At 74.0% G+C, this 26,188-nt stretch carries 25 protein-coding genes; 15 read left to right on the forward strand and 10 right to left on the reverse strand.

The genetic code is table 11. From position 1 onward, the window contains the following. Positions 1-177: 177 nt before the first annotated feature. Positions 178-1,992 (forward strand): thiamine pyrophosphate-requiring protein, encoded by a 1,815-nt coding sequence (locus tag Sm713_RS39180; RefSeq protein WP_212914678.1) that lies wholly within the window; start codon positions 178-180, stop codon positions 1,990-1,992. Here Sm713_RS39180 and Sm713_RS39185 read toward each other — a convergent pair. Next, positions 1,973-3,727, reverse strand: a complete 1,755-nt coding sequence (locus Sm713_RS39185; protein ID WP_212914679.1) for a protein kinase — start codon at positions 3,725-3,727, stop codon at positions 1,973-1,975. The genes Sm713_RS39180 and Sm713_RS39185 overlap by 20 nt on opposite strands. Positions 3,728-4,356: 629 nt before the next feature. Between Sm713_RS39185 and Sm713_RS39190 the strand changes: the two genes are divergently transcribed. Further along, positions 4,357-4,725, forward strand: a complete 369-nt coding sequence (locus Sm713_RS39190; protein ID WP_212914680.1) for a VOC family protein — start codon at positions 4,357-4,359, stop codon at positions 4,723-4,725. Between the two features lie 127 nt (positions 4,726-4,852). Next, positions 4,853-5,209: a hypothetical protein gene (locus tag Sm713_RS39195; RefSeq protein WP_374196119.1), complete on the forward strand. Its 357-nt coding sequence runs from the start codon at positions 4,853-4,855 to the stop codon at positions 5,207-5,209. Between the two features lie 93 nt (positions 5,210-5,302). On the opposite strand, the gene Sm713_RS39200 is transcribed toward Sm713_RS39195, so the two are convergent. Beyond that, positions 5,303-6,556, reverse strand: coding sequence for an aromatic acid exporter family protein (locus Sm713_RS39200; protein ID WP_212914681.1), 1,254 nt, complete (start codon positions 6,554-6,556; stop codon positions 5,303-5,305). Between the two features lie 355 nt (positions 6,557-6,911). Between Sm713_RS39200 and Sm713_RS39205 the strand changes: the two genes are divergently transcribed. From Sm713_RS39205 to Sm713_RS39250, 10 genes are all read left to right on the forward strand, one after another. Beyond that, positions 6,912-7,097 (forward strand): hypothetical protein, encoded by a 186-nt coding sequence (locus Sm713_RS39205; RefSeq protein ID WP_212914682.1) that lies wholly within the window; start codon positions 6,912-6,914, stop codon positions 7,095-7,097. Next, positions 7,094-7,567: an MrpF/PhaF family protein gene (locus Sm713_RS39210; protein WP_212914683.1), complete on the forward strand. Its 474-nt coding sequence runs from the start codon at positions 7,094-7,096 to the stop codon at positions 7,565-7,567. The genes Sm713_RS39205 and Sm713_RS39210 overlap by 4 nt, the downstream gene beginning before the upstream one ends. Continuing rightward, a complete protein-coding gene (locus Sm713_RS39215; protein WP_212914684.1) occupies positions 7,564-7,932 on the forward strand; it encodes a DUF4040 domain-containing protein in 369 nt (122 codons plus the stop codon). The genes Sm713_RS39210 and Sm713_RS39215 overlap by 4 nt, the downstream gene beginning before the upstream one ends. Further along, complete coding sequence (gene mbhE / locus Sm713_RS39220) at positions 7,929-8,669, forward strand: hydrogen gas-evolving membrane-bound hydrogenase subunit E (protein ID WP_212914685.1); 741 nt, start codon at positions 7,929-7,931, stop codon at positions 8,667-8,669. Before Sm713_RS39215 ends, mbhE begins: the two co-directional genes overlap by 4 nt. After that, positions 8,669-9,016 carry a sodium:proton antiporter gene (locus Sm713_RS39225; protein ID WP_212914686.1) on the forward strand — a complete coding sequence of 116 codons (348 nt, stop codon included), beginning with the start codon at positions 8,669-8,671 and terminating at the stop codon, positions 9,014-9,016. Before mbhE ends, Sm713_RS39225 begins: the two co-directional genes overlap by 1 nt. Further along, positions 9,013-10,761 carry a complex I subunit 5 family protein gene (locus Sm713_RS39230; protein ID WP_212914687.1) on the forward strand — a complete coding sequence of 583 codons (1,749 nt, stop codon included), beginning with the start codon at positions 9,013-9,015 and terminating at the stop codon, positions 10,759-10,761. The genes Sm713_RS39225 and Sm713_RS39230 overlap by 4 nt, the downstream gene beginning before the upstream one ends. A 330-nt stretch (positions 10,762-11,091) precedes the next feature. Beyond that, a complete protein-coding gene (fdh, locus tag Sm713_RS39235; protein WP_212914688.1) occupies positions 11,092-14,415 on the forward strand; it encodes a formate dehydrogenase in 3,324 nt (1,107 codons plus the stop codon). Continuing rightward, a complete protein-coding gene (locus Sm713_RS39240; protein WP_374196120.1) occupies positions 14,412-15,434 on the forward strand; it encodes a 4Fe-4S dicluster domain-containing protein in 1,023 nt (340 codons plus the stop codon). Before fdh ends, Sm713_RS39240 begins: the two co-directional genes overlap by 4 nt. After that, positions 15,431-16,552 (forward strand): NrfD/PsrC family molybdoenzyme membrane anchor subunit, encoded by a 1,122-nt coding sequence (nrfD, locus tag Sm713_RS39245; protein ID WP_212914689.1) that lies wholly within the window; start codon positions 15,431-15,433, stop codon positions 16,550-16,552. The genes Sm713_RS39240 and nrfD overlap by 4 nt, the downstream gene beginning before the upstream one ends. 31 nt (positions 16,553-16,583) lie before the next feature. Beyond that, positions 16,584-16,964: a hypothetical protein gene (locus Sm713_RS39250; RefSeq protein ID WP_212914690.1), complete on the forward strand. Its 381-nt coding sequence runs from the start codon at positions 16,584-16,586 to the stop codon at positions 16,962-16,964. A 118-nt stretch (positions 16,965-17,082) separates the two neighbouring features. On the opposite strand, the gene Sm713_RS39255 is transcribed toward Sm713_RS39250, so the two are convergent. The 4 genes from Sm713_RS39255 to Sm713_RS39270 form a co-directional block, all read right to left on the reverse strand. Then, positions 17,083-18,039 carry a TIGR03557 family F420-dependent LLM class oxidoreductase gene (locus tag Sm713_RS39255; RefSeq protein WP_212914691.1) on the reverse strand — a complete coding sequence of 319 codons (957 nt, stop codon included), beginning with the start codon at positions 18,037-18,039 and terminating at the stop codon, positions 17,083-17,085. 53 nt (positions 18,040-18,092) lie between these two features. Continuing rightward, entirely contained in the window at positions 18,093-19,166 is a 1,074-nt protein-coding gene (gene ligD, locus Sm713_RS39260; RefSeq protein ID WP_212914692.1) for a non-homologous end-joining DNA ligase, read from the reverse strand. After that, positions 19,163-19,822 (reverse strand): DNA polymerase ligase N-terminal domain-containing protein, encoded by a 660-nt coding sequence (locus Sm713_RS39265; RefSeq protein WP_249416965.1) that lies wholly within the window; start codon positions 19,820-19,822, stop codon positions 19,163-19,165. Before Sm713_RS39265 ends, ligD begins: the two co-directional genes overlap by 4 nt. 163 nt (positions 19,823-19,985) lie before the next feature. Beyond that, the gene (locus Sm713_RS39270) at positions 19,986-20,807 is read right to left on the reverse strand and encodes a VOC family protein (protein WP_212915139.1); all 822 of its coding nucleotides are present in this window, start codon (positions 20,805-20,807) and stop codon (positions 19,986-19,988) included. Positions 20,808-21,074: 267 nt separating this feature from the next. Here Sm713_RS39270 and Sm713_RS39275 point away from each other — a divergent pair, with 267 nt between their 5' ends. Further along, positions 21,075-21,434, forward strand: a complete 360-nt coding sequence (locus Sm713_RS39275) for a DUF6479 family protein (protein ID WP_308293216.1) — start codon at positions 21,075-21,077, stop codon at positions 21,432-21,434. 138 nt (positions 21,435-21,572) lie between these two features. Beyond that, complete coding sequence (locus Sm713_RS39280) at positions 21,573-22,034, forward strand: Dps family protein (protein ID WP_212915141.1); 462 nt, start codon at positions 21,573-21,575, stop codon at positions 22,032-22,034. A 286-nt stretch (positions 22,035-22,320) separates the two neighbouring features. Here the strand turns inward: Sm713_RS39280 and Sm713_RS39285 are convergent, their stop codons facing one another. The 4 genes from Sm713_RS39285 to Sm713_RS39300 form a co-directional block, all read right to left on the reverse strand. Continuing rightward, positions 22,321-22,974, reverse strand: a complete 654-nt coding sequence (locus Sm713_RS39285) for a phosphoribosyltransferase (RefSeq protein ID WP_212914693.1) — start codon at positions 22,972-22,974, stop codon at positions 22,321-22,323. Positions 22,975-23,183: 209 nt separating this feature from the next. Beyond that, a complete protein-coding gene (locus tag Sm713_RS39290; RefSeq protein ID WP_212914694.1) occupies positions 23,184-24,077 on the reverse strand; it encodes an oxaloacetate decarboxylase in 894 nt (297 codons plus the stop codon). 114 nt (positions 24,078-24,191) lie between these two features. Next, positions 24,192-24,668 carry a VOC family protein gene (locus Sm713_RS39295; RefSeq protein ID WP_212914695.1) on the reverse strand — a complete coding sequence of 159 codons (477 nt, stop codon included), beginning with the start codon at positions 24,666-24,668 and terminating at the stop codon, positions 24,192-24,194. A gap of 188 nt (positions 24,669-24,856) precedes the next feature. Beyond that, a complete protein-coding gene (locus Sm713_RS39300) occupies positions 24,857-26,101 on the reverse strand; it encodes a DUF4032 domain-containing protein (protein WP_212914696.1) in 1,245 nt (414 codons plus the stop codon). Positions 26,102-26,188 lie beyond the last annotated feature (87 nt).

A 26,188-nucleotide genomic window follows, 5' to 3' on the forward strand; every position in this document is an offset into this window, starting at 1 on the left:
TTCCTCTGTCGATGCTACGTCCGCCGGTGCCGGCGCCACCCGTGCTTCAGCGCGTGCGCGCCGGGGGCGTGCGCCGGCAGGTCGCGACCCGATGCCTTGACCACCGTTTCCCGGGGTACTCGGGAGCTCACCCGACGCGATCCCGACCGACGACTCCCCGAGGAGGAGAGAGATCCCGTGACGACGAAGGTGTCCGACCACATCCTTGAGCGGCTGCGCGAGTGGGGGGTGGAGCACGTCTTCGCCTACCCGGGCGACGGCATCAACGGCCTGCTCGCAGCCTGGGAGCGGGCCGGCGACAAGCCTGAGTTCATCCAGGCCAGGCACGAGGAGATGTCCGCGTTCGAAGCCGTCGGATACGCCAAGTTCTCTGGCCGGGTCGGCGTGTGCGCCGCCACCTCGGGACCGGGCGCGATCCACCTGCTCAACGGCCTCTACGACGCCAAGCTCGACCACGTCCCGGTGGTGGCGATCGTCGGGCAGACACACCGCAGCGCGATGGGCGGCTCGTACCAGCAGGAGGTCGACCTGCTGAGCCTCTACAAGGACGTCGCCTCCGACTTCTGCGAGATGGTGACGGTCCCCGAGCAACTGCCCAACGTGCTCGACCGCGCGATGCGCACGGCCGCCGCCCGGCGGACCGTGACCGCCGTGATCGTCCCCGCCGACGTCCAGGAGCTCGACTACACCCCGCCGCAGCACGCGTTCAAGATGGTCCCCTCCAGCCTGGGCATGGCCCGGTACGCACCGGTGCCCGGAGACGACGACCTCGACCGCGCCGCGCAACTGATCAACGAGGGCGAGAAGGTGGCCGTGCTCGTCGGGCAGGGCGCGAGCGGCGCGCGCCGGGAGGTCGAGGAACTCGCCGACGCCCTCGGCGCCGGTGTCGCCAAGGCCCTGCTAGGCAAGGACGTCCTTCCCGACACGCTGCCCTACGTGACCGGCCCGATCGGGCTGCTGGGCAGCCGTCCCTCCTACGAGCTGATGCAGGGCTGCGACACGCTCGTCGTCATCGGCTCCAGCTTCCCGTACACGCAGTTCATGCCCGGTCTCGACCAGGCGCGGGCCGTGCAGATCGACATCGACCCCCACATGGTGGGGCTCCGCTACCCGTTCGAGGTCAACCTGGTCGGCGACTCGGCCGAGACCCTGAAGCGGCTGCTGCCGCGTCTGGACCGCAAGAAGCACGGCGCGTGGCGGAAGAAGATCGAACAGGACACCGCCCGCTGGTGGGAGGTGATGGAGCGGCGCGCCGCCGTCGATGCCGACCCCATCAACCCGGAACACGTCGTGCACGCGCTCGACCCGCTGCTGCCCGACGACGCCATCGTCACGGCGGACTCGGGCTCCGCCGCCAACTGGTACGCCCGCCACCTGCGGATGCGCGGCACCATGCGCGGCTCGCTGTCCGGGACGCTGGCCACGATGGGGCCCGGGGTGCCCTACGTGATCGGCGCCAAGTTCGCCCACCCCGGGCGGCCCGCGATCGCGCTCGTGGGGGACGGGGCCATGCAGATGAACGGCCTGGCGGAGCTGATCACCATCGCCAAGTACTGGCGGCGGTGGAAGGACGGCCGGCTGGTCGTCGCCGTGCTCAACAACAGGGACCTCAACCAGGTCACCTGGGAGATGCGGGCCATGGAGGGCGCTCCGCAGTTCCTGCCCTCGCAAGCGATCCCCGACGTGCGCTACGCCGACTTCGCGCGCTCCGTCGGCCTGGGCGGGGTGCGGGTGGAGGAGCCCGGCGGCGTCGAGGAGGCCTGGCGGGAGGCGCTCGCCAGCGAGCGCCCCTTCGTCCTGGACTTCTGCACGGACCCGGCCGTCCCGCCGATCCCGCCGCACGCCTCGCTCGACCAGATCGAGGCGGCCGCAGCCTCCGTGCTGAAGGGCGACAGCGACCGGGCGGCCATGGTCAAACAGGGCCTCAAGGCCAAGGTCCAGGAGATGCTGCCGGGCGGTCGGGGCCGGGGCGTCAGCCCACGCTCGCGCTGAGCGCTTCGCGGAACTCGCCCGCCCTGGCCGTGACGATCCGGGGGCTGTCGATCAGCGCCGCGTCGATCACCTGGGCGAGCCGCCGCGGCACCGCGGGGTTGCGCCGCCTCAGCGGGATCGGCGGATCCCGCAGCAGCACCGCCAGCGGGTCGGCGCCGGGTGGCACCTCCCGCGGGGCGGCGCCCGTGAGCAAGCGGTACAGCACGGCCGCGGTGGCCCACACGTCGCACTCGGGACCGGCGCCGACGTCGTCCACCAGACGGACCCGGGGCAGGTAGCCGACCGGTTCGGCCGGGGGACCCGTCCGTGTCAGGCCCGCCAGGCCGGCCCGGTCGAAGGCCGCGGCGAGCCCGAAGTCGGCGAGCTTGACGGCGGGCGCTGCCGGTCCTTCGCCCGCGCCGAGCGGGCCGGCGGTCCCGGTCAGGAGGATGTTGGAGGGCCTGACGTCCAGATGCGCGTGCCCCGTGGCGCCGGTGTCCCACCACGGCGGTGTCGCGTGGGCGGACGCGAGGGCGTCCAGCACCTGGACGGCGATGCCGACCGCCTCGCCGGGCGGCAGCGTCCCGCCGCGCGCCGAGAGCAGCTCCTCCAGCGTGCCGCCCGCCGCGTACTCGACGGCCACGCAGAACGCCGAGCCGTGCGCCCCGGACCCGTACAGGCTGAGGATGCCCGGGTGCCGCAGGCCGCGCAGCCGCTCCAGCCGGGCCAGGAAGGCGGCACGGGCGCGCGGCGTGACCGTGGGCCCTGCCAGCAGCAGCTTCAGCGCGACGCGCGTGCCGGTGTCACGGTGCCGGGCGAGGCAGACGACGCCGTGCCGGCCGCGTCCCAGCTCCCGCAGCACCTGGTAGCCGCGCAGCTCGGCGAGCCCGCCGTCGCCGGACGCGCGGGCCAGCAGTTCCCGCAGCAGGGCCGGCGCCCGCTCCCGGCACCGCTCGCATGCCCTCGCGTCCGGGAGGGGATCGGGGGGCAGGTCGGAGTCCGGCGGGCAGTGGACGCAGGGGCCGGAACCGGCCCCCGCTCCGGACGCGGGCAGTGGGCCGGGCGCCGGAACGGGGGCGGCGGTGACCACCGCGCCGGACGCCGGAACAGGGGCGATCACCGCGCCGGCCCTCGGAGGCGCAGCCGCTGCCGGGACCGTGTCCGCTGCCGGAGCCGAAGCAGGGGCAGGAGCCGGGGCGACCGCAGTGCCGGCCGCCGGACCCGTGTCCGGCGCCTGAATCGCCACCCGCAGCAGTGTGGTGCCCAGCCGCACCTCGTCCCCGTCGGCGAGATCCCGCTCAGCCGGGGCCCACCGCGCGGGTTCCGGCAGGGGCGTCCCGTCCGTGCCGGCCCCGATCCGCTCGCCGTTGACGAAGGTGCCGTGCGCCGTGCCGAGGTCCCGCACCCGCACATGCGGTGGGCTCACGTCGAAGAGGCAGTGGAACCGGTCGGCGCGCGTGTCGGTCCGGGGCAGCCGCAGCCGGCACTCCGCGGCGCGGCCCGCCAGCCACCAGGCGCGCTCGGCGAAGGTGAGCTCGGCGCCCGCCGCGGGCCCGGTCAGCACGGCCACGGTGACCAGGGACGGGGCTAACGGCCCCGGGTACGGCCCCGGCTCGGCACCCTCGGAGGCGGCCACGCCGTCCGACGCGGCCTGGTCAGAGGAGGGCCCCAGGACGATTCCGTTCGGCCGTAGCAGGGCTCCGCGGGACGCGCCGCCGGATGCCCGCCCGACCGCGGGGGGTAGGTCGTCGGCCATGCGCTCCTGCCTCTGTGCTGCACTCCGGTGCTGGGGGACTGGGCACATCCTGCCCCGCATCACCCGCCCTGGCCAGGGTTTCCGCATCGGAACGGCCTGTTCCACCAGGTGCCTGGGCCGCTGACCTCCGTGGCTCGGCAAAAAGTTTCGGACACGTACACCGGCCCACCCTGGGCCTTCCCGCTGTTCGGGCGAGGCCTTCCGGGGCCGCCGGGGGAGCCGGGTGCTCCGGTTCCGGGTGGCCTGGATGGGACGTTTCGCGCGGCTGCGGAGGGCAACCCAGTGCTCATGGCGCGCATCGCAAGCATGGGGACATCGGGGAGGGCATAGCTCCCGGCGACGGCGTCAGCCCCCGTGGGGACGGCGTCAGCCCCCGTGGGGACGGCGTCAGCCCCCGTGGGGACGGCCGCGCCGGACGCCGAGGCGGGCTTCACCGGGATCGCGTCGGCGCCGAGCCACCGCGACCGCCGACACCGTTTGCCGAGCGGGCGGGCGGCGAGTTCCTGCCGGCGCTGTGCGCCAGGGGCCTTCCGTCCGTACCGGGCCGGACCGGGGAGCGCGGTCCGGCCCGGTACAGGGGGAGAAGCCCGGTGACCGCCGTGCGAGAAGAACCCGGAGGAGCAACCGCCATGCCCATCGCGACCTACACCCTCACCGCCCTGGACTGCCGCGAGCCGGCGGCACTCGCCGACTTCTACGCCCGGGTCCTCGGCGGCCGGATCAGCCAGTACGACGCGGACTGGTTCGACCTCCACCTGCCCGGCGGCGCCCGGCTGGCCTTCCAGCGCGCCGACGGGCACCGCGCGCCCGACTGGCCGCAGGCCGACGACAACTCCCAGCAGCTCCACCTGGACTTCGACGTGACCGACATCGAGGCGGCCCAGCGCGAGGTGCTCGCCCTCGGCGCCGAGCCCCTGGATCTCGACGATCAGGGCGGGGAGCGCAGGTTCCGGGTGTACGCGGACCCGGCCGGGCACCCCTTCTGCCTCTGCTGGTGACGGCAAGAGCCTTCCCCGATCGCCGCGCCGCGGGCTGTTTCACGTTCCCCCTCCCGAGGTACCCGCGGCCGAACCGACACGCCCACGCGGCGGCCGGCGGGCCGCCGCCGCGAAGGAGGACGGGACCGTGGCCGATCAGCGCAGGGAAGGCACCGACCGCCGGACGGACGGCGGACGGCCCAAGAAGCCGGCGCCGATCCCCCGCGACCTGCCCGACCAGCAGTTCCACGGCCGGGAGGACCCATGGGACCTGCGCCGCGACCGGCAGCAGGACGAGGGGCGGCCCGGCGACACGGATGAGACGAACGAGGCAGTCGAGGCAGACGAGGCGGGCGAAGCGGGTACCGGCGGCGAGGCGGAGGAGCCGGACGAGCCGGACGAGGACCTGCCCGACACCGACGAGTCCGGCACCGGCAAGCGGGGCGCGCCCCACTCCGGTGCCGTGCACCCCGAGCATCCGGTGCCGGACGAGCCACCCGGCTGAGCCCGCCGGCTCGCCGCGTGCTCCGGCATGCACGTGACGCCCCGCCGACGGCACCCGACGCCGCCCTCTCCGTACCCCTGAGCGTCCGTACCCCTACGCGCCCCGGATGCCCAGCCACCGCTTGCGCAGCCGGCCGAGGCGCCGGTCCGCCACCCGGCGCATGCGCATCAGGCGCGGATGGCGCTCGTGCAGGACCCGGGCACTGCGGTCCAGCTCCTCCATCAACCTGCGCGAGCGGTGCTCCATGTCCAGCTCGTCGAGGATGCGGTTGACCTCGGTGAGCAGCGCGCCGTGCAGCTGCCACTGCTCGGGATTGCCCTGCACGAGCTCCAGCAGCATCTGCGCGACGGAGTCCCGGCGGGCGGAGGCCGCGGCCAGCTCGGAGCGCAGCCTTGCCTCGGCGGTCTCCGCGTCCTCGCTGGTGCGGGTGGTCACCAGCACCGCGAAGCTGACGATCGCGTCGGCGATGTGCGCCAGCAGCTCGCGCACCGCGAGCGACACGTTCGGCTCCAGCAGCCACTGCTCCTCGCGCTCGCGTGCCAGGTCGGTGAGGGTGCGGGCGATGACGCGCAGCACCACGGTGCAGATCTCCAGGGTGTCGAGGCCGGTGCGCAGCACCACCCGGTGCAGCCGCCCCTCCTTCACCCGGGGGTTGAGACGCAGGCTGTCCTCGGCCTGCCGCAGCGACGCGTCGACGTCCGAGATGTCGTGGTCGAGCTGGCGTGCTTCGTCGAGCCGGGCCGCGGCATGCTCGACGGGGGTGTGGGAGCCGAGCTGCTCGCCCAGGTGGAGCAGCAGCCTGCGCATCCGCCGGGCCAGGTCCAGCAGGGAGTCGCCCGCCGTCTCCACCCAGACCGGCGGCGCGAAGAAGAGGTTGAAGAACAGACCCGTCAGCGCGCCGATCAGAGTCTCCAGCACCCGGTCCCAGGCGTTGGAGGCCACCTGGGTCACGCCCAGGACGAGCATGGCGCTGATCGCCACCTCGACCTCGAACTCCCCGGCCCGCACGTAGCGCCCGATGGCCAGCGACGCGATGATGATGAGGGCGAGGCTCCACCAGGTGAGGCCGATCAGCGAGCTGAACCCGATGGCGATGACCACGCCCGCCACCACCGAGTTCACCCGCCGCACCCCGGTCTTCAGGGTCGCGTACAGCGTGACCTGGACGACCAGCAGTGCCGTGAGCGGTGCGGTCAGCGGGGCCGGCTGGTTGCTGAACTGCTTGGCGATGACGTACGCGATGGTCGCCGCCACCGTCGACCGCACGGCCTGGGCCACCGCGGGATTCCGGAGGGGTTTCTTCACCCACCTCCACACGGGGGCGAGGCGGTCCGTTACCACGCGCATCTTTGGTCACTTCCCTTTCGCCCTGGTCGGGACACCTGTGCGCCGTCGTGGGGACGTGACGGGCGGTCAGCGCGAGGTGGTACGGCTGCTCCTGCCGGGCGCGGGGGCATGCGAGGCGGCGCAGGGGGAACGGGAGGGGTTGGGCCGCGGACCCGGGCGTCCACCGCACCATTCTGAGGTGCGCGGGGATGCCCGCCCTACGCGGCACACCGCCGGTGCCGGCGCCCGCGCGTCTCGCGCGGGCCGGACATCCGCGGTGCTTGGATGACGAGGTTGACGCGACGAGGAGCACGGCCCGAGGGGGACGGTGCCGCCGTCCCGGCGGCCCGGCCACCAGGGCCGGCGGAGGTGACGCATGGCACGAGGACCCGTATGGGCCGCGGCCGTCGCCGAGACGGCGGCGTGGACGGCCGCCCTGCTGGTGCTCTGGCTGCTGCTGATCTCCACCGTCGACCGGTGGGAGCTCGTCGTCGGATCGGCGGCCGCGCTGCTCTCGGGCGAAGCGGCCCGCCGCGCCCGCCGGGCGGTGAGCCGCCGGTGAACGGCTGGCTGCTGGCCGCCGCGATCCTGCTCGCCGGGGGTGGGGGCGTGGCCGTCACGTGCGTCGCGACCGGCCCGCTGCGCCGCAGGCTCATCGCCCAGAACCTCTCCACCTCGCTGGTGTGCGTGGCCCTCCTGCTGCTGGCCCAGGGCTACGGGCGCTCCGCCTACGTCGACGCGGGCCTCGAACTCGCGATCCTCGGTCCCGTGGGCACCCTCGTCTTCGCCCGGCTGCTCGCCGACGAACTGCGGCACAGGGGCCCGCGCGCGCCCCGCCTCACCGCGGCCACGGCCGCCGGCACGGCCGTCGCGGTGATCGCGCTCGCGGTGGCCGCCGGGGGAGGCCGGGCCACCGTGAAACTGCTGCTGATCGGGGGACTGCTGATCGCCGGCAACGTGGTCGCCTCGCGCGCCCTGGCCGGCGGCCTCCAGGAAGGGGCTCGCCCGGAATCGGGAAGGGGCACGCCGTGAACGACGCACTCGTCGTCATCTCCCTCTTGCTGGTCGCCGCGTCGGGCACCGCGGCGGTGGCCGTCCGCGACCCGGAACGCCAGGCCATGGTGCTGGCCGTGCTGGGCCTGACCCTCGCCGTGCTGTTCACGGTCCTGCAGGCTCCCGACGTCGCGCTGTCCCAGCTGGCCGTCGGCTCCGTGCTCACGCCGCTGCTGATCCTGCTGTCCGTCCGCAAGGTGCGGCGCAGGCCCGGCGAGCCCCGGCCGGGCCCGGAGCGGGGCTCCTCCCGAGGGCCCGACTCCTGCGGAGACCCGGGGCGCCGCGGTACCGGCGGGCGGGGCTCAGGCCGGCCGGGCGGGCGGTCCGAGGGGGCGGGCGGATGATCCGGCGGCTGCGGATGCTCCTGCTGGCCGTCGGCGGAGCCGGCTTCGCCGCGCTCTTCACCGCGGCCTGCCTGCGGCTGCCTCACTTCGGCACCGCGCGGCACCCCTACGGCGAGCGCGCGGTGCACGCCTCCCTCGCCCGGCACACCGCCAACGTCATCTCGTCCATCAACTTCGACCAGCGGGCCTTCGACACCCTGGGCGAGGAGAGCATCCTCTTCGCCGCCGTGCTCGGCACCATGGTCCTGCTCCGCCAGACCCGCGGCGAACGGCACGTCAGCCCGGTGCCGGCGACCGTGGCCCGGCCGGTGCGGCGCTACTCCCTCGTCATGCTGCCCGTCGCCGCGCTCGCCGGCCTCTACATCGTCGCCCACGGACAGCTCAGCCCCGGCGGCGGCTTCCAGGGCGGCGTGGTGGTGGCGACGGCCCTGCACCTGCTGTACATCGGGGTCGACTACCGGGCGCTGGAGCGGATCCGCCCGATCGGGGTCTACGCGGTGGGCGACGCGGCCGGCGAGGCCGCCTACCTGCTGATCGGCGTCGCCGGCCTGGCCGGCGGATCCGCCTTCCTCGCCAACACCCTGCTGCCCTACGGCACCTTCAACACCATCCCCTCCGGGGGCACGGTGCCGCTGCTGAACGCCGCCATCGGCATGGAGGTCGGCTGCGCCGTCGTGGTGCTGCTCGCCGGCTTCCTCGACCAGGCCGTGGAGATCGTGGAGGAGAGCCGAGACTGATGTCCGTACTGCCGTACCTCGTCGCCGGCTGGATGTTCCTCGCCGGCTGCTACGGGCTGGCCACCAGCAGGCATCTGGTCCATGCCGTCGGATGCCTGGCGGTCTGCCAGTCCTCGACCTACGTCCTGCTGCTCGCCGTCGGCTACCGCAGCGGCGGCACCGCCGCCGTCTTCTCCGACATCGCCCCGGGCTCCCGGCCGGTGGTCGATCCGGTGGTCCAGGCGCTCACCCTGACGGACGTGGTGGTCGGCGCCACCGTCACCGCGCTGCTCCTCGCCCTGGTGATCCAGACCGCCAAGCGGCACGGCACGGTCAATCCGGACGAGCTCTCCGAGCTGCGCGGATGAGCCGTCTGCTGCCGCTGCTCGTCGCCGTCCCGCTGTTCGGAGCCGCCCTGCTGGTCGCCGTCGGCCGCCGGCTGCCGCGCACCCTCGCCGAGGTGCTGGCTCTCGCCGCCTCCGCGGGCACCGCGGGCCTCGCGCTCGCCCTGCTGTTCGCCACGCCCGGGGACTTTCTCGTCTGGGTGGGCGGCTGGACGCCCCGGCACGGCGAGAGCGTCGGCATCGTCCTGATCGGGGACCGCGCGGGCGTCGGCCTCGTCGCGCTGGTCTCGCTGCTCGTGGTCGCCGTGCTCGTCTACTCCTGGCGGTACTTCGAGGAGCCGCCGCGCCGCCACGCGGGCACCTTCCCCGCCCTCGTCCTGCTCTTCCAGGCCGGCATGTGCGGCTTCGCGATCACCGGCGACCTCTTCAACGCCTTCGTCTTCTTCGAGCTGATGAGCGTGGTCGCCTACGCGCTGACCGGCTACCGCGTGGAGGACCCCAAGGCGGTGCAGGGCGCGCTCACGTTCGGCGTCGTCACCTCACTGGGCGCCTACGCCACGCTGATGGGCATCGTGCTGCTGTACGCCCGCACCGGCGAGCTCGGCATGCGGCAGATCGGCGCCCGGCTGGACCAGCAGGGCGGCCCCGACGCCCTGGTGCTCTCGGCCTTCGTGCTGGTCCTCACCGGCCTGCTGGTGAAGGCCGCGGCGGCGCCGTTCCACTTCTGGCTGCCCGACGCCCACGCGGTCGCGCCCACCCCCGTGTGCATGCTGCTGTCCGGGGTGATGGTCGAGCTCGGCGTCTACGGGGTGTGGCGGGTACACGACACCGTCTTCGCCGGCACGGGCGGCATCCCGGCGCCGTCCGTGACCCGGGCCCTGGTCACCCTCGGGGCGCTCTCCGCGGCGGTCGGGGCGGTGATGTGCTGGCAGCAGCGGCACCTCAAGCGCCTGCTGGCGTTCTCCACCGTCGCGCACACCGGCCTGTTCCTGGTCGGCGTCGGGCTGCTCACCCCCGAGGGCAGGGACGGCGTCGCGATCTACCTTCTCGGGCACAGCGGTGTGAAGGCGGCCCTGTTCGCCGCCACCGGGATCCTGCTCGACCGCTACGGCAGCGTCGACGAGCACGAACTGCACGGCCGCGCGCGGGGACTGCGCTCGGTGGCCTGCCTGTTCGCGGTGGGCGGCCTCGCGCTCGCCGGGCTGCCGCCGTTCGGCAGCGGCCTCGGCAAGGCGGTCACCGAGGAGGCCGCGGGCGGCCCGCTGACCGTGCTCTTCGTGGTGGTCTCCGCGGCGACCGGGGGAGCGGCGCTCCGGGTCGCGGCCCGGGTCTTCCTCGGCTGGGGGCCGCGGCCCGCCTCGGACCGGCCGTACGAGACGAGCGGCACCGGCGAGGAACCCGAGACCGGCGCCCCGCTCGGCCGGGTCCCGCTCACCATGCTGACCGTGCCCGCGGTACTGCTGACCGCCGCGCTGCTGGTCGGAGCCGTGCCGGGGTGCGCGGCCGCCGTCGGCCGGGCGCTCGGGACGCCGCCCGCGCTGCTCCCGCACTGGTCGGCCGCGGGCGTCGGGCTCGGCCTGACGTCGACCGCGCTCGCCGTCGGCCTTGCGGCCCTGGCGGTGCGCACCGGGTCGCTGCGCGAGGGGCTCTACTGGACCAGGCCGCTGCGGCGACTGCACTCGGGCCACGTCGGCGACTACGTCGCCTGGCTGCTCGCGGGCACGGTGCTGCTGGGGGCGCTGGCCCTGCCCGGAGTGCTCTCCGGCTGAGGCGCACCGCCGGTGGGCAAGGGTATGCCGTCCGGCCGTCGCCCGCCCGATCGGCGGCACGCCCCACGCCGAGGACGCCACCGGCCTCCGGCCCGGCACGGCCGCCCGAGGACCGCACCAGCCGCGCGGACCTACGGCGGGAACCGCCCGTTTCGGTTACTCCGTTCGTGGTAACCGCGTGACGACAGCGCGGCGGACGGATCAGCACGGCCGGGCCGGATCCGGAATCCGACCGCCGCGCCGCCACCTCGCCGGCGCCACTGCCGCGGGCCACCCTGGCAAGAGGCACACGGCCACAGTCACAGACAGCCAATGTGCGGGAGGAATGCGATGGGCATCCGCGAACGCGTTCGCGAGTGGCCTCTGTACCGGCAGTTCGCCGACGGGGACCCGCTCGGCAGAGGCAGTGCGGTGATGTCCGCGCACACCCGGAGCCTGCGGCCCCGCACCGAGAGCGCGGAGCGCGTGGTCAAGTCGGTCTGCCCGTACTGCGCGGTGGGATGCGGCCAGCAGGTGTACGTCGAGGACGGGAAGGTCGTCCAGATCGAGGGCGACCCCGACTCGCCGGTCAGCCGGGGCAGGCTCTGCCCCAAGGGCTCGGCCACCCTGGAGCTCACCACCTCCGACGCCCGCCGCCACCAGGTCCTCTACCGCCGCCCGGGCGGCACCGACTGGGAGCCCCTCGACCTCGAGACGGCGATGGACATGGTCGCCGAGCGCGTGATCGCCACCCGCCGCGACACCTGGGAGTGGGAGCAGGACGGCGTGCGCACCGCCCGCACCCTCGGCATCGCCAGCCTCGGCGGGGCGACCCTCGACAACGAGGAGAACTACCTCATCAAGAAGCTGCTGACCGGCCTCGGCGTGGTCCAGGTGGAGAACCAGGCCCGGGTCTGCCACAGCGCCACCGTCGCCGGCCTCGGCACCTCCTTCGGCCGCGGCGGCGCCACCACGTTCATGCAGGACCTGCAGAACAGCGACTGCATCGTCATCGAGGGCTCCAACTTCGCGGAGGCCCACCCCGTCGGCTTCCAGTGGGTGATGGAGGCCAAGGCGCGCGGCGCCACCATCATCCACGTCGACCCCCGCTTCACCCGCACCAGCGCCCTGGCCGACCTGCACGTGCCGATCCGCGCGGGCACCGACATCGCCTTCCTCGGCGGGATCATCAACCACGTCCTCACCGAGGAGAAGTACTTCCGCGACTACCTCGTCGCCTACACCAACGCCGCCACCCTGGTCGGCGAGGACTTCAGGGACACCGATGACCCCGACGGCGGCGTCGGCGTCTTCTCCGGCCTCGACGACGACCGCCGGCACTACGACCCGCGCAGCTGGCAGTACGAGGACGCCCAGGTCCAGCAGCCGACGGGCGAGGTCGACGAGCAGCACGAGCAGCAGCTCGACCGGCACCCACGCGAGCAGGAGGACGAGCTGCGCACCGGCCGGCACGACCTCATCCACGAGGCCGGCGGCGCGGAGACGCACGGCTCCGGCGGCGCCCACGCCGACTCGGCCGCGCCGGGCGACCCCACCCTGCGGCACCCGCGCAGCGTCTTCCAGATCCTCAAGCGGCACTACGCCCGCTACACCCCCGAGATGGTCGAGGAGGTGTGCGGCATCCCGCGCGCCACCTTCCGCAAGGTCTGCGACGCGCTCACCGCCAACTCGGGACCGGAGCGCACCAGCGCCTTCGCCTACGCGGTCGGCTGGACCCAGCACTCGGTGGGCTCCCAGTACATCCGCGCCGCCAGCGTGCTCCAGCTGCTGCTGGGCAACATCGGGCGCCCCGGCGGCGGAATCCAGGCGCTGCGCGGCCACGCCTCCATCCAGGGCTCCAGCGACATCCCCACCCTGTTCAACCTGCTGCCCGGCTACCTTCCGATGCCGCACGCGCACGCCCACGAGAACCTCGACAGGTTCATCGAGGCCAGCCGCACCGACAAGGGGTTCTGGGGCAACATGCGGGCCTACTTCGTCAGCCTGCTCAAGGCCTACTACGGGGACGCGGCCACCGGGGACAACGACTACTGCTTCGACCACCTGCCGCGCCTGACCGGCTCCCACTCCACGTACGACACCGTCATGGCGCAGCTCGACGGGACCTGCAAGGGCTACTTCCTGATGGGCGAGAACCCGGCCGTCGGCTCCGCCAACACCCGCCTGCAACGGCTCGGCATGGCCAACCTGGACTGGCTGGTGGTCCGCGACTTCTCCCTGATCGAGTCCGCGACCTGGTGGAAGGACGGCCCCGAGATCGAGACCGGCGAGCTGCGCACCGAGGACATCAGGACCGAGGTGTTCTTCTTCCCGGCCGCCGCCCACACCGAGAAGTCCGGCTCGTTCACCAACACCAACCGCTGGCTCCAGTGGCACGAGGCCGCGGTGGAGCCCGAGGGCGACGCCCGCAGCGACCTGTGGTTCATGTACCACCTCGGCCGCCGCATCAAGGAGGCACTCGCCGCCTCCACCGACCCCATGGACCGTCCCGTCCAGGACCTGACCTGGGACTACCCGGTCGACGGCGATCTCGCGGAACCCGTCGCCGCGCAGGTGCTCGCCGAGATCAACGGCCACGGCCCGACCGGCGCCCCGCTCTCCGCGTACACCGAGCTGAAGGACGACGGCTCGACGCGGTGCGGCTGCTGGATCTACTGCGGGGTGTTCGCGGACGGCGTCAACCACGCGGCCCGCCGCAAACCGGGCACGGAACAGGACTGGATGGCCCACGAGTGGGCCTGGGCGTGGCCCGCCAACCGGCGCATCCTCTACAACCGCGCCTCCGCCGCACCGGACGGCACCCCGTGGAGCGAACGCAAGGCCTTGGTCTGGTGGGACGCCGAGGCCGGGCGCTGGACCGGTCACGACGTACCGGACTTCGTGCCCGACCGCGCCCCCGGCTTCGTCCCCCCGCAGGACGCGAAGGGCCCGGACGCGCTGCGCGGCGACGACCCGTTCATCATGCAGGCCGACGGCAAGGGCTGGCTGTACACGCCGGCGGGCCTGGAGGACGGGCCGCTGCCCACCCACTACGAACCGCAGGACTCGCCCTTCCCCAACGCCCTCTACCCCCGCCAGTCGCGCAACCCGGTACGGCAGCTGCTGCCTCGCCAGGGCAACCGCTACCACCCGAGCGGCGACGAGCCCGGAGCGGACGTCTTCCCGTACGTGGTCACCACCCACCGGCTCACCGAGCACTTCACCGCGGGCGGAATGAGCCGCTGGTCGTCCCATCTCTCCGAACTCCAGCCGGAGTTCTTCTGCGAGGTCTCCCCGGAGCTGGCCGCCGAGCGCGGCCTGGTGCACGCCGGCTGGGCCACCATCGTCACCGCGCGCAACGCCGTCGAGGCACGGGTGATGGTGACGCGGCGCCTCAGGCCGCTGAGGGTGCAGGGCCGCACCGTCCACCAGATCGGGCTGCCCTACCACTGGGGCCCCAACGGCACGGTCACCGGCGACGCCGCCAACGAGCTGACGTCGATCACCCTCGACCCCAACGCCCACATCCAGGAGGACAAGGCACTCTCCGCCGACATCCGCCCCGGACGCCGGCCCCGCGGCCCGGCCCTGCCCGCGCTGGTGGCCGGCTACCGCCGCCGCGCCGGCATCACCGAGACGACGGGCACGTCCTCGCGAACGGAGGCCCACCGGTGACCGGCACCCACGCGCCCCAGGCGGTCGACGCCCTGCGCGCGGCGCAGAACCTGCTCAGCGGACCCGAGCCCGACCCGGCCCGGGACGCCGGCCACCCCGATCCGCCCGAGCGCGTCGGATTCTTCACCGACACCTCCGTGTGCATCGGCTGCAAGGCCTGCGAGGTGGCCTGCAAGGAGTGGAACGCGGTCCCCGAGGACGGGCTGACGCTGAGCGGGATGTCCTACGACAACACCGGCGGCCTCGGCGCATCGACATGGCGTCATGTCGCCTTCGTCGAGCAGGGCCCGCCCGCCCCGGCGAGCCCGCCCGCCCCGGACGGCCGCACCGAACTGCCGCTCGCCGACGCGGCGCAGCACGGCACGGCAGGCGCGGCGGCAGCCGAGCCCCCCACCGCGGACGGCGACATGCGCTGGCTGATGTCCTCGGACGTGTGCAAGCACTGCACCCACGCCGCCTGCCTTGACGTCTGCCCCACCGGCTCGCTGTTCCGCACGGAGTTCGGCACCGTCGTGGTCCAGGAGGACATCTGCAACGGCTGCGGCTACTGCGTGCCCGCCTGCCCCTACGGCGTCATCGAGCAGCGCCCCTCGGACGGCCGCGCGTTCAAGTGCACGCTCTGCTACGACCGGCTCTCCGCGGGCCAGGAGCCCGCCTGTGCCAAGGCATGCCCGACGCAGTCCATCCAGTTCGGCCCGCTCGACGAATTGCGCGAGCGCGCCGGACAGCGGGTCGGGCAGCTCCGGGCGGCTGGCGTCGAAGGGGCCCGGCTGTACGGGCACGATCCCGAGGACGGCGTCGGCGGCGACGGCGCGTTCTTCCTGCTGCTGGACGAGCCCGAGGTCTACGGCCTGCCGCCGGACCCGGTCGTCACCACGCGGGACCTGCCGGCCATGTGGCGGCACGCGGGCGTTGCGGCGCTGAGCCTGCTGGGCTCCTTCGCGCTGTCGTTCACCCTCGACGCGCTGGCCGGGAGGACCGGTTCCGGGCGCCGCGGGCCCAGGGGAGGACGGCGATGAGCAACTCCGACGTGACCCGGCACGGCATCGAGGGCGAGCGCCCCGGCCGCCAGGCGACGCCCGGCGCCCTGCGGCAGGGACCGCGGGCGGACCCGGACGGCGCGGGGACCGGGCGCCGCGGCCGCCGCCGGCGCGGCGGCGAGGAGCCGATGGTGCCGCGGGCGGACTTCACCTCGTACTACGGGCGCCCCGTCATCAAGGCTCCCTCCTGGGCCGCCCGCGACATCGCCGGCTACTTCTTCCTCGGCGGCCTCGCCGGCGCCGGATCCGTGCTGGCCGCCGGTGCCCACCTCACCGGGCGCACCCGCACGGCGACCGCGATGAAGGTCTCCTCCACCGCCGCCGTCTCGCTCTCGGCGGCCGCGCTCGTGCACGACCTGGGCAGGCCCGAGCGGTTCGCCGGCATGCTGCGCGTCTTCAAGCCCACCTCGCCGATGAGCGTGGGCTCCTGGCTGCTCGCCGGCTACGGGCCCGCGGCGGCAGCGTCCGCACTGTCCGCGGTCACCGGCCGGCTGCCCCGCGCGGGCGCCGCGGCCACCGCGGTCGCGGGCCTGCTCGGCCCGGCCGTCGCCGCCTACACGGGCGTGCTGGCGGCGGACACCGCCGTACCGGCCTGGCACGGCGCCCACCGCGAACTGCCCTACCTGTTCACCGCGTCCGCGACGGCCGCCGCCTCCGGCATGGCGCTGGTGCTCGCTCCGCCCGCCCAGACGGGCCCGGCCCGCTACGCCGCCGCGCTCGCCACGGGCGCCGAACACGCCCTCACCCAGGCGATCGAACGGCGCCTCGGCCCGGTCGCGGAGACCTACCGCACCGGTCGCGCAGGGCTGCTGCTGCGCTGCGCCCGGGTGCTGGTGACGACCGGCGCGGCCGGCGCCCTGCTGGCCGGCCGGAGCCGCCCGGTGGCCGCGCTGAGCGGCCTCGCCCTGCTGGCGGGCTCGGCCTGCACGCGGTTCGGCGTCTTCGCGGCCGGGGTGGCTTCCGCCGAGGACCCCGTCTACACGGTCGGTCCGCAACGCGCCCGGCTCGCCGCGGAAGGCGAGCCCGGCCCCGACGGCGCCGGTCGCACGGGCGGCCGGGACGGCCACGACGCACCCGAAGGGAGCGAAGGAACATGAGGCTTCGCCAGGAACGAGAGGAGCGGTGACCATGGGCGACGGCACGCTGCCCGAGCGGCAGTCGGGAACGCAGGTGCTGGTGGAGGTCAGCGGCTGCTCCGAGAGCGACGCACACGCGGTGTTCGAGACGCTGCGGGACTTCTTCCCCTCCGACCGCGGCGCGGCGGACGTCCCGCACGCGGCCTCCGACACCCAGCCCACCATCTGGGCGGGCACCTTCGACGTCCGGGGCGGCCCCGGCTCCGCCGCCCCGCGCCGGCTGACGGCGCCCGTCACGGTGGACGTGCAGGGCGGCTACCACGCGGTGGACCAGCTCAGGGACACCCTGTCGGCGGCGTTCGCCGTCGAGATCCTGGGCACCGCGGCGGGAGACCAGGAGAACGAGGTGCAGTTGCGGCTGCGCACCGGATAGCCGGGACGGCCCGCCCCGGCAGGGGCGCCCGGAGCCGGGGGGACGCTGCCGTCCCCCCGGCTCCGCTCCCGCGGCCCGCCCGGTCAGCTCAAGTCCCCCGGCCGGCGGTCAGCGCGGGTCACCCGGCCAGCTCCGGCAGCACCTTCGTGCGGTAGAAGTCGAAGAAGCCCTGCTGATCGGGGCCGATCTGGTTGACGTACACGGTGTCGAAGCCGGCGTCGACGTAGGCACGGAGCGTGGACGCGTGCGCGTCCACGTCGCCGCCGCACGTCACGTTCTCGGCCACCCGGTCGGGCGCGACCAGCTGTGACGCCTGGTCCATGTGCTGCGGGGTGGGCAGGATCTGCGGCAGCTCGCCCGGGAGCTGCTCGTTCGGCCAGAGCCGGTGCGCGGTGCGCACGGCCTCGTCGCGGTCAGGCCCCCAGCACACCTTCAGTCCCGCGGCCACCGGCTTCGCGCCGCCCCCGCTGCGGCGGAACCGCTCGATGGGCTCCGGGTCGGGTTCCATGGTGATGAATCCGTCGCCGATCCGCCCGGCCACCTCGGCGGCCTGGGGCCCGAACGCCGAGACATCGATGGGCACCGGCTCCTCGGGGACGGTGTAGAGGCGGGCGTTCCGCACGGTGTAGTAGCGGCCGTGGTGGCTGACCTGCTCGCCCGTGAAGAGCCGCCGGATGATCCCCACGGCCTCCTCCAGCATCTCCAGGCGGACCGTGGCCTCCGGCCACGCGCCGCCCAGGATGCTCTCGTTCAGCGCCTCACCGCTGCCCACGCCCAGCCGGAACCGCCCGTCGAGCAGCACCGCACTGGTCGCCGCGGCCTGCGCGGCGAGCACCGGGTGCAGCCGTACGGTCGGGCAGGTCACTGCGGTCTGCACCGGCAGCGACACCGCCTCGGAGAGCGCCCCGATCACCGACCACACGAACGGGCTCTGCCCCTGGCGGTCGTTCCACGGGTGGAAGTGGTCCGAGATCCACAGCGCCGTGAACCCCGCCTGTTCGGCCATGCGCGCTTGCTCGACGAGCTCACCGGGCCCGTGCTCCTCGCACGCCAGGAAGTAGCCGAACTCCGTCATCGATGCCTCCTCAACTCTCGTTCGCGGCATCGGGTAACCGGCGTTCGACGGCCCTAACCCGCGGGCCGCTCCCGCACGACGTCGGCCGCCGCCTTGTCGTCGCGCAGCCCCAGGTACCGCGGGTGGCGCAGCATGCCGTCCCGGGTCCACTCGGTGAACGCGATCTGGGCCACGAGCCGCGGTTCCACCCAGTGGGCGCCGCGCTCGCGCACCGGATCGGCGAACGGCGAGCCCGTTCGGCGCAGTTCGCCGAACGTCCGGCTGAGCCTCAGCAGCGTCCGCTGGTCGAAGCCCGTGCCGACCTTGCCCGCGTACCGCAGCCGCCCGTGGTCGTAGTAGCCGAGCAGCAGCGCCCCGAAGCCGACCCGGCTGCCCGAGGGTTCGGTGAAGCCGCCGATCACGAACTCCTGGCCGCGGGAGCACTTGAGCTTCAGCCAGTCCGTGGAGCGGCGGCGCTGGTACCGGCCCGCCGCGCGCTTGGCGATCAGGCCCTCCCAGTCCCGCGCGCAGGCCTCCTCCAGGAGCCGGTCGGCGGTGGCGCCGTGCTCGGGGTCGGCGTTGCGGTGGGCGGTCCAGCGCAGCGGCCGCCCGAAGGCGAGCGCGTCGCGCAGCAGGCCCTTGCGGGCGCGCAGCGGCAACTGCGTGGTCTCCACGCCCTCCAGCCGCAGCAGGTCGAAGAGGTAGTAGTACACGGAGACGGGGCTGGCCCGCACCTCCGCCGGCCTGGTGAGCCCCATGCGCTGCTGGAGCCGGGAGAAGTCCGTACGGCCGTGGGAGAACGCCACCACCTCGCCGTCGGCGGTGAAGTCCTCGCACTCCTGGGCCTCAAGGGCCTCCACCAGCTCCGGGTAGGTGGCGTTCAGGCGGCGGCCGGTGCGCGAGAACAGCCGTACCCGGCCGCCCTCGCGGACGGCGAGGACCCGCTCGCCGTCCAGCTTCCGCTCCAGGAGCCAGTCGGCGGACAGCTCCCGGCGCTGCGAGAGGGTGGCGAGCATGGGCTGTGCGGCCAGCTCCACTCCGGAGGGCGCGGCGCGCAGCCTGCCCCGCAGGTCCTCGGGCAGCCGCGTCAGCAGGTCGGCGCCGGGACCCGCGGCGCCGCTTTCCGAGGGGTTGCCCAGGGAGCTCATGACCGGTCGCTCCGCCACTCGGCCTCGGGGTGCTCGGCGACCTGCCGCAGGGTGCGCCCGCTGCGCGCCGAGCGGGCCCGGCGCGGGTCGGGCGGTCCGCCGTGCTGCCTGGCCAGCCGGTCGTCCTCCTTGACCAGCAGCCACGCCTCGCGCTCCGACCCGTCGCCGCCGCGGATCCGGGTGAGCGCGTACCCGCCGCGCAGCTTGGACCCCTCCAGCCGGAAACTGGCGTGCCCCTTCCGCAGGGCCTCGCCGAAGGGCACCGGGCGGCCCCGGCGGTCGTGGCTGAGCGGGCGGTAGGTGCCGTCGTCCCAGACGATCACGGTTCCGCCGCCGTACTCGCCCGCTGGGATCACACCCTCGAAGTCGCGGTACTCCAGCGGGTGGTCCTCCGTGGGCATGGCCAGCCGCTTGTCGTGCGGGTCGGACGAGGGGCCCTTCGGCACCGACCACGACTTCAGCACGCCGTCGACCTCCAGGCGGAAGTCGAAGTGCATGGTGCTGGCATCGTGGATCTGCACGACGAAGAGGGGATGCTCGCCGCCCTCCTCGGCACTGCCACGGGGTTCGGCGGTCCGGTCGAAGTGCCGTTTGGCGCGGTAGGTCCGCAGCGTGCCGCCGCTGCCGGTGCTTTCCCGTTTCCGCTGCTCGGCCACGGTTGTCTCCTTCCTCCGGGGCCGCTTCCGCCCGGGCCGGGCCGGCGCCCGGGCGGGGTCGGCCGCAGGCGGGGCCGGGGAAGTGCGAGTACCCAGGACCGGGCCCGTGCAGTCCGGGCGGGCAGGGCCCCGGAGCCGGTGCCGGCGAGGAACCGGCCGTCCGTCAGCTCGGGCCCGCGGGCGGGATGACCTCGTTGACGGTGAAGATCCCGCCGTCCGGGTCCCGGAGGGTGGCTTCGGGGCCGAGCGGCGTCGTCCGCTCCTCGGTCACCGAGCCGCCGTGGGCGTGGCACGCGGCGATGCAGCGCGCCACGTCCGGCACCCGGAAGTGCACCACCCAGTGGGGCCGCACCAGCGGGTCGGGCGCGTTCTCCAGGGCGCCCGAGGAGAGCCGGGCGACCACGTGCCCGTCGCTGCGCAGCACGACCTCCCCGTCGACGTACTCGACCTCGCAGGCGCCGGGGCGCTCCGTCCCCCACTCCAGGACCTCCCCGTAGAAGATCGCCGCCTCGAACGCGTCCCGGGTGTGCAGCCCCGCCCAGGCGGGGGCGTGGTCGCGCCACTCCACCCACTCCGGAAGGAGCTGCCCCTCCCAGAGGCCGAAGGCGGCGCCGTCGCGGTCCGCGGCCAGCGCGCCGCGGCCCAGCACGAACGAGAGCGGCCCCACCGCCATCGTCCCGCTGCGCTCCCGCACGCGTGCCGCGGTCTGGTCGAGGTCGGTGACGGCGAAGTACGGGATCCATGTCACCGACACCTGGAGCGCGGTGGCCAGCGCGCCCAGGCCAGCGACGGGGGAGCCGCGGTCGAGCGCCAGCAGGAAGTCCTCGCCCAGCTGCCCGGGCCGGAACTCCCACCCCATGACCGCGCCGTAGAAGTCCTGCGAGGCGTTGAGGTCCCGGGCCATCAGGCTGACCCAGCTGGGCGCGCCGAACACCTCGTCCGACGTCGTCGGGCGTGCGGACGGCTCTGTCGTGTGCTTGTCCATCGCAGGCTGGTTCCGCTCGTACGTCAGGACACGGCGGCGACGTTCCGGAACGCGCGCGGCGGCGCGCCGGGTGGCGCGGTCGGGGCCGGTCGTGTGGGGGCGTCGGTCCATTCTGGGGTCCCTACCACCATTCTGGGGCGGCGCCGGAGCCACTGCTCTGTGACCGCGGGCCGCTCCGGACGGTGAGTGGTGGATCGCGTTCGGCGAACGCACGCACCGCTCAGGTGAAGGATGGTAGACACCGGGTTTCCGGGTACTCGCGGTCCAATGATGGCACTGAGCATGGAGAACCTGGCGCTCTCCGGCGGCCTCGCCGCCGGTCTCATCCTGATTGTCGGGCTGCCCGTGGTGGGGGGCCTGATCTGGGCGGTGTCGCTCGGGATCAAGATCCGCCGCAACGAGCCGCCGCCTCCGTCGGAGGAGGACCAGCCACGCCTCCCGGAGGGCGGTCCGGTGCGCGAGCAGCAGGAGCGCCGGGAGCCGTACGAGCTGTCACGTCGTGAGGACCGGCTGCTCCCGCACGACCTGCGCGGCCACGGCTCCACCACCAGCAGAAACCAGCGACGCAGGCGCTGGCACCCGGGTGCGAGCGGCTCCTTCGGCAGCGGAGGCTCCGGCCACCGGTGACGTGGGCTCGCATGCCCCCGGGGCCGCGCCGTGCGCGCACGCCCCGGGGCATGCTCAGCCCGCTTCGGGGCACCCGCGTCCCGGAACGCCATCACAGGCATTTCGATCACGAGGAAGGAAGGCACGAGCATGGCCGCCATGCAGAGCCCGCTGCACGACGAGGACCGAAAGGCCACCGGAGAAGCGCTCCAGGGATCCCTGGTGGAGCTCCTGGACATCTCGCTGATCGCCAAGCAGGCACATTGGAACATCGTGGGCCCGCGGTTCCGCTCGATCCACCTTCAGCTGGACGAGGTCGTCTCGACCGCCCGCACCTACGCCGACACCGTGGCCGAGCGCGCCGCCGCGATCGGGGTCTCGCCCGACGGCAGGGCGAGCACCGTCGCCGAGACCTCGGCGCTCAGCGGCATCGGGGACGGCTGGGTCAAGGACGCCGACGCCGTCGCCGTGCTGGTCGAGGCGCTGGGCACCACGATCAGGAACATGCGGGAGCGCATCGACCTGACGGACAAGAGCGACCTGGTGACGCAGGACATCCTCATCCAGCTGACCAGCGAGCTCGAGAAGCACTACTGGATGTTCCAGGCCGAGCAGCAGTGACCCGCTCCCCGTGAGGGGCGGGGAGGATCCCGCGGGGCGCGACCTCCGCCACCGGCCCAGGTACGCCCTTTTCGGAGCACGCCGTGGCGCGCCGCCGGACAGCCCGGGGGCGCGCCACGGCGTGCCCGGGTGCCGGGGCGGATGCCGAGGCTGTCGCGGCGTACGACCACGATCTCCGCGCCGGCGTCGAGCCTCTCCGCGCTGGCCGGCAGCAGGTGCCTCGTCACGAGCGCAACGACGCCACGAGTGCGGTGCCCGGTCAGGCTGTGCGGAGTCCAGTGCGCGGTCAGGCTGCGGCGTAGAACGACCGCAGGGTGTCCACGACCTCGTCGTCGGAGACCTTGTCGAAGTTCGCGTACCACTGGCCCACCGCCCGGAAGTGCTCGGGCATGTGCAGGCAGATCACGTTGTCCGCGTAGTCCCGCATGTCCACCACGGCGTCCGGGCTGCCGACCGGTGCCGCGAGGATCAGCCGCCTCGGGTTCCGGGTGCGCAGATGGCGCAGCGCCGCGCGAGCCGTGGCCCCGGTGGCGAGCCCGTCGTCGACGAGGATGACCGTACGGTGCCGCACGTGCAGGGCAGGCCGCCCCATCCGGTAGCGGCGCTCGCGGCGGTGCATGTCCCTGCGCTCGTCGTCGATGACGGGCAGGAGCTCGTCCTCCGTGATGCCGAGGTAGTTCAGCATCTCGTGGTCGAAGGACGGCGGCTCGTCGTGCACCACGGCGCCGACACCCAGCTTGGGGCGGCCCGGCATGCCGATCTTCTGGGCCATCTCGACATCCAGCGGCACATGCAGGGCCCGCGCCACTTCCGCCGCGACCGGCACACCGCCGCGCGGCAGCGCGAGCACCACGACGTCGGTGAGGCGCTCGGTCTCCGGCCATTCGAGGAACCAGGCGGCGAGGTCTCTGCCGGCCTGGCGGCGGTCCTGGAATCGCATGGGGTCGCTCCCTGCGTCACTGGCGGATGTCGCGGGACCGCGGCCGTGGCCGGCCGCGCCGCTTCCAGTCTCGGCACGCCCGGCCGGGGCCGCATCCCGCACCCCGGGTTCCCCGGTGGCGCGGTCTACGCCCCGCAGCGGCGTGCTCCACGCTCCGCGGTCCCGGCGCCGCTCGGCGGGGGATGCCGCGCTCTGCTTGCGGGTGGGACTCAGCCGTGGTCGAACCTCTCGCCCAGGGCCAGCACGTCCGGCAGGCCGAGGGTTCCGACGACGTCCCGGAGGCCCGGCAGGTGCTTCACCGCCTCCTCGGGGGTACCGACCTGCCGCACGCCCGCCAGCACGTCCGTGACCGCCTGGGCCGCCGCCAGCAGGGTGGTGAGGGGGAGGATGACGAGCCGGTAGCCCAGCTCGGCGAGCCGGTCCAGGCCGATCGGCGGGGTCCTGCCGCCCTCCGCCCAGTTGAACAGCAGCGGCACGTCGGGGAAGGCCCGCGCCGCGGCCCCGATCTCGGCCTCGGTGCGCAGCGCCTCGACGAACAGCATGTCCGCCCCCGCCTCGCGGTACCTGCGGGCCCGCCGCACGGCCGCGTCGAAGCCCTCGACGGCGCCCGCGTCGGTCCGCGCGATGATCGTGAAGTCCGGGTTCCGGCGTGCCGCCACCGCCGCCTCGATCTTGCCCACCATGGCCTCGGCGGGGATGACCTCCTTGCCGTCCAGGTGCCCGCAGCGCTTGGGCGCGACCTGGTCCTCCAGATGGATCGCGGCCACGCCGGCGGCCTCGTACTCGCGCACCGTCCGCACGACGTTGACGGGGTTGCCGTAGCCGTCGTCGGCGTCGGCGATCACGGGCAGGCCCACCGCGGACACGATCCGCCGCGCGGCACCCGTCATCTCGGTCATCGTGAGCAGCCCGACGTCCGGCCGCCCGAGCAGCGACGCCGCCGTCCCGAACCCTGTCATGTACACCGCCGGGAAGCCCGCCTGCTCGATCAGCAGCGCGCTCATCGCGTCGTACGCTCCCGGCGCGACCACCGGTGCGTCCCCCGACAGCAGCTCCCGCAGCCGTCGCGGCCCGTCCGGGCTCTTCTCCAGCAGATCCGCCATTGGCACCCTCTCCTCGCGGTCCCGGCACGGCTACCCACCGCGGGACCGGCCGAACGGGGGTCGCGGTCCCGCCCGGCGGGGACGGACGGGGCCGCATCCGGACCGCCTGCGGCGTCACCCGCCGTCGGCCGCCGCGCGCAGCGCCGCCACGTCGATCTTCACCATGCCGAGCATGGCCTTCATGGCCCGCTGGGCACGGCCCCCGTCGGGGTCGCTGATCAGTTCCCCCAGCTCGGCGGGCACGACCTGCCAGGACATGCCGAACCTGTCCTTGAGCCAGCCGCACTGGCTCTCCTGGCCACCGTCCGCCAGCAGCCGTGACCAGTAGTAGTCCACCTCCTCCTGGTCCGCGCAGTTGATCAGCAGCGAGATCGCCTCGTCGAAGGTGAACTCGGGTCCGCCGTTGATCGCGGTGTACGGCTGGCCGTCGAGTTCGAAGTCGACCGTCAGCACCGAGCCCGCCTCGCGCGGGCCCGCCTCGCCGTAGTGGGTGACGTTGGTGATCCTGGAGTTGGGGAAGATCGACACGTAGAACCGGGCTGCCTCCTCGCCCTGAGTGTCGAACCAGAGGTTGGGGGTGATCGTCGGCATGTCGCTCTCCTCGCGGCTCTCGGTCTGCGGTGGTTCGGCCTGAGGGGTGACTCCGGCTCCGCCCGGAACTCATCGGTGCCGGGGGGAGCGCCGCGGGAAGCCGTATCCCGGCGCGGTCCTCACGACCATGGCACTCCCGGCCGGCGCAGATCGCATCCCAGGCCGTCGGCCGGCCGGGCACCGCGGGCTCAGGAACCGGCCGGCGCGCTCGCCTCCGGCTCGGGCGGAGCGGCCTGCTCGGCCTCGGCGGCGCGCACGTAGTCCGCCGCCGCGGCGTCCAGGCCCACGTCGTGCTGGGCGCGCTGGGACAGGTACCAGCGGTGTTCGAGCAGCTCGTGGTACAGCTCGGCCGGGTCGAGGGTGCCGCGGATGTGCTCCGGGACGGTGCGGACGGTGGGCCGGAAGACCTCGCGGACCCAGCGGTGGGCCAGCACCTCGGGCCGTGCCCCGAGACCGTCGGGCGCGTAGTCCTTCTGCGTGGCGATCCAGCTCTCCAGGTCGCCCAGCAGCCGGCGTGCCTGGTTCTCCTCGGTGTCCAGGCCGGTCAGCCGCAGCAGCTGGCGCTGGTGGTGGCCGGCGTCGACGACCTTGGGCACGAACGTGACCGTCTCGCCGTTCGAGGCCTGCCCGATCTGCATCTCGGCGACGTCGAAGCCGAGGTCGTTCAGGCGGCGGATGCGGCGCTCGATGTAGTGCCGCTTGCCCTTGGGATACACCGACGCCCGGGTCAGCTCGTTCCACAGCTCGCCGTAGCGCCGGCCGATCTCGGCGCCGAAGGTGATCGGGTCGAGGGACGGGTGGAGCGCGCCCGACGCCTCCAGGTCGAACATCTCGCCGCTGATGTTCAGCTGCGCCAGCTCGATGTCGTACTCGCGCTGCCCGTCGCTCAGGCTCGGGTGTGCGTCACCGGTCTCGGCGTCCACGAGGTAGGCGGCGTAGGCGCCCGCGTCCCGCCGGAAGAGGGTGTTCGACAGCGAGCAGTCGCCCCAGGCGAAGCCGGCCAGGTGCAGCCGCACCAGCAGGACCGCGAGGGCGTCCATCAGCCGGTGCACCGTGCTGGGCCGCAGGGTGGTCTCGAACATGGAGCGGTAGGGCTGCGAGCCCCGCAGGTGACGGGTGATCAGCACCGGTTCCAGGGGCTGCCCTTCGGCGTCCGTGCGGCCGGTGACCACGGCCAGCGGGTCCACCGCGGGGATCGCCAGCCGGTCGAGGGCGCGCAGCATCTCGTACTCCCGCAGCGCGGGCCGCTCGGCGAGCTCCTTCACGGCGACCACCTCGCTCCCGGCGCGCGCGTAGCGCACCACGTGGCGGGACAGGCCGCGGGGCAGTGGCACCAGGTGCTTCTCCGGCCACTGTTCGAGGGGGAGGTGCCAGGGGAGGTCGAGAAGCAGGGTCGGATGCTCGGGGTTGGTGGCGCTGATCTGCAATGCCATGTGTGTCTCAAGTCCTCGGTGGCAGGGTGTGCCGTCCGGGCCCCGCACCGTGTGTGGTGTGCCGGGTCCGTGCGCAAGGCCCCATTG

Origin of the sequence: Streptomyces sp. TS71-3, assembly GCF_018327685.1 — a bacterium.
GTDB lineage: Bacteria > Actinomycetota > Actinomycetes > Streptomycetales > Streptomycetaceae > Streptomyces.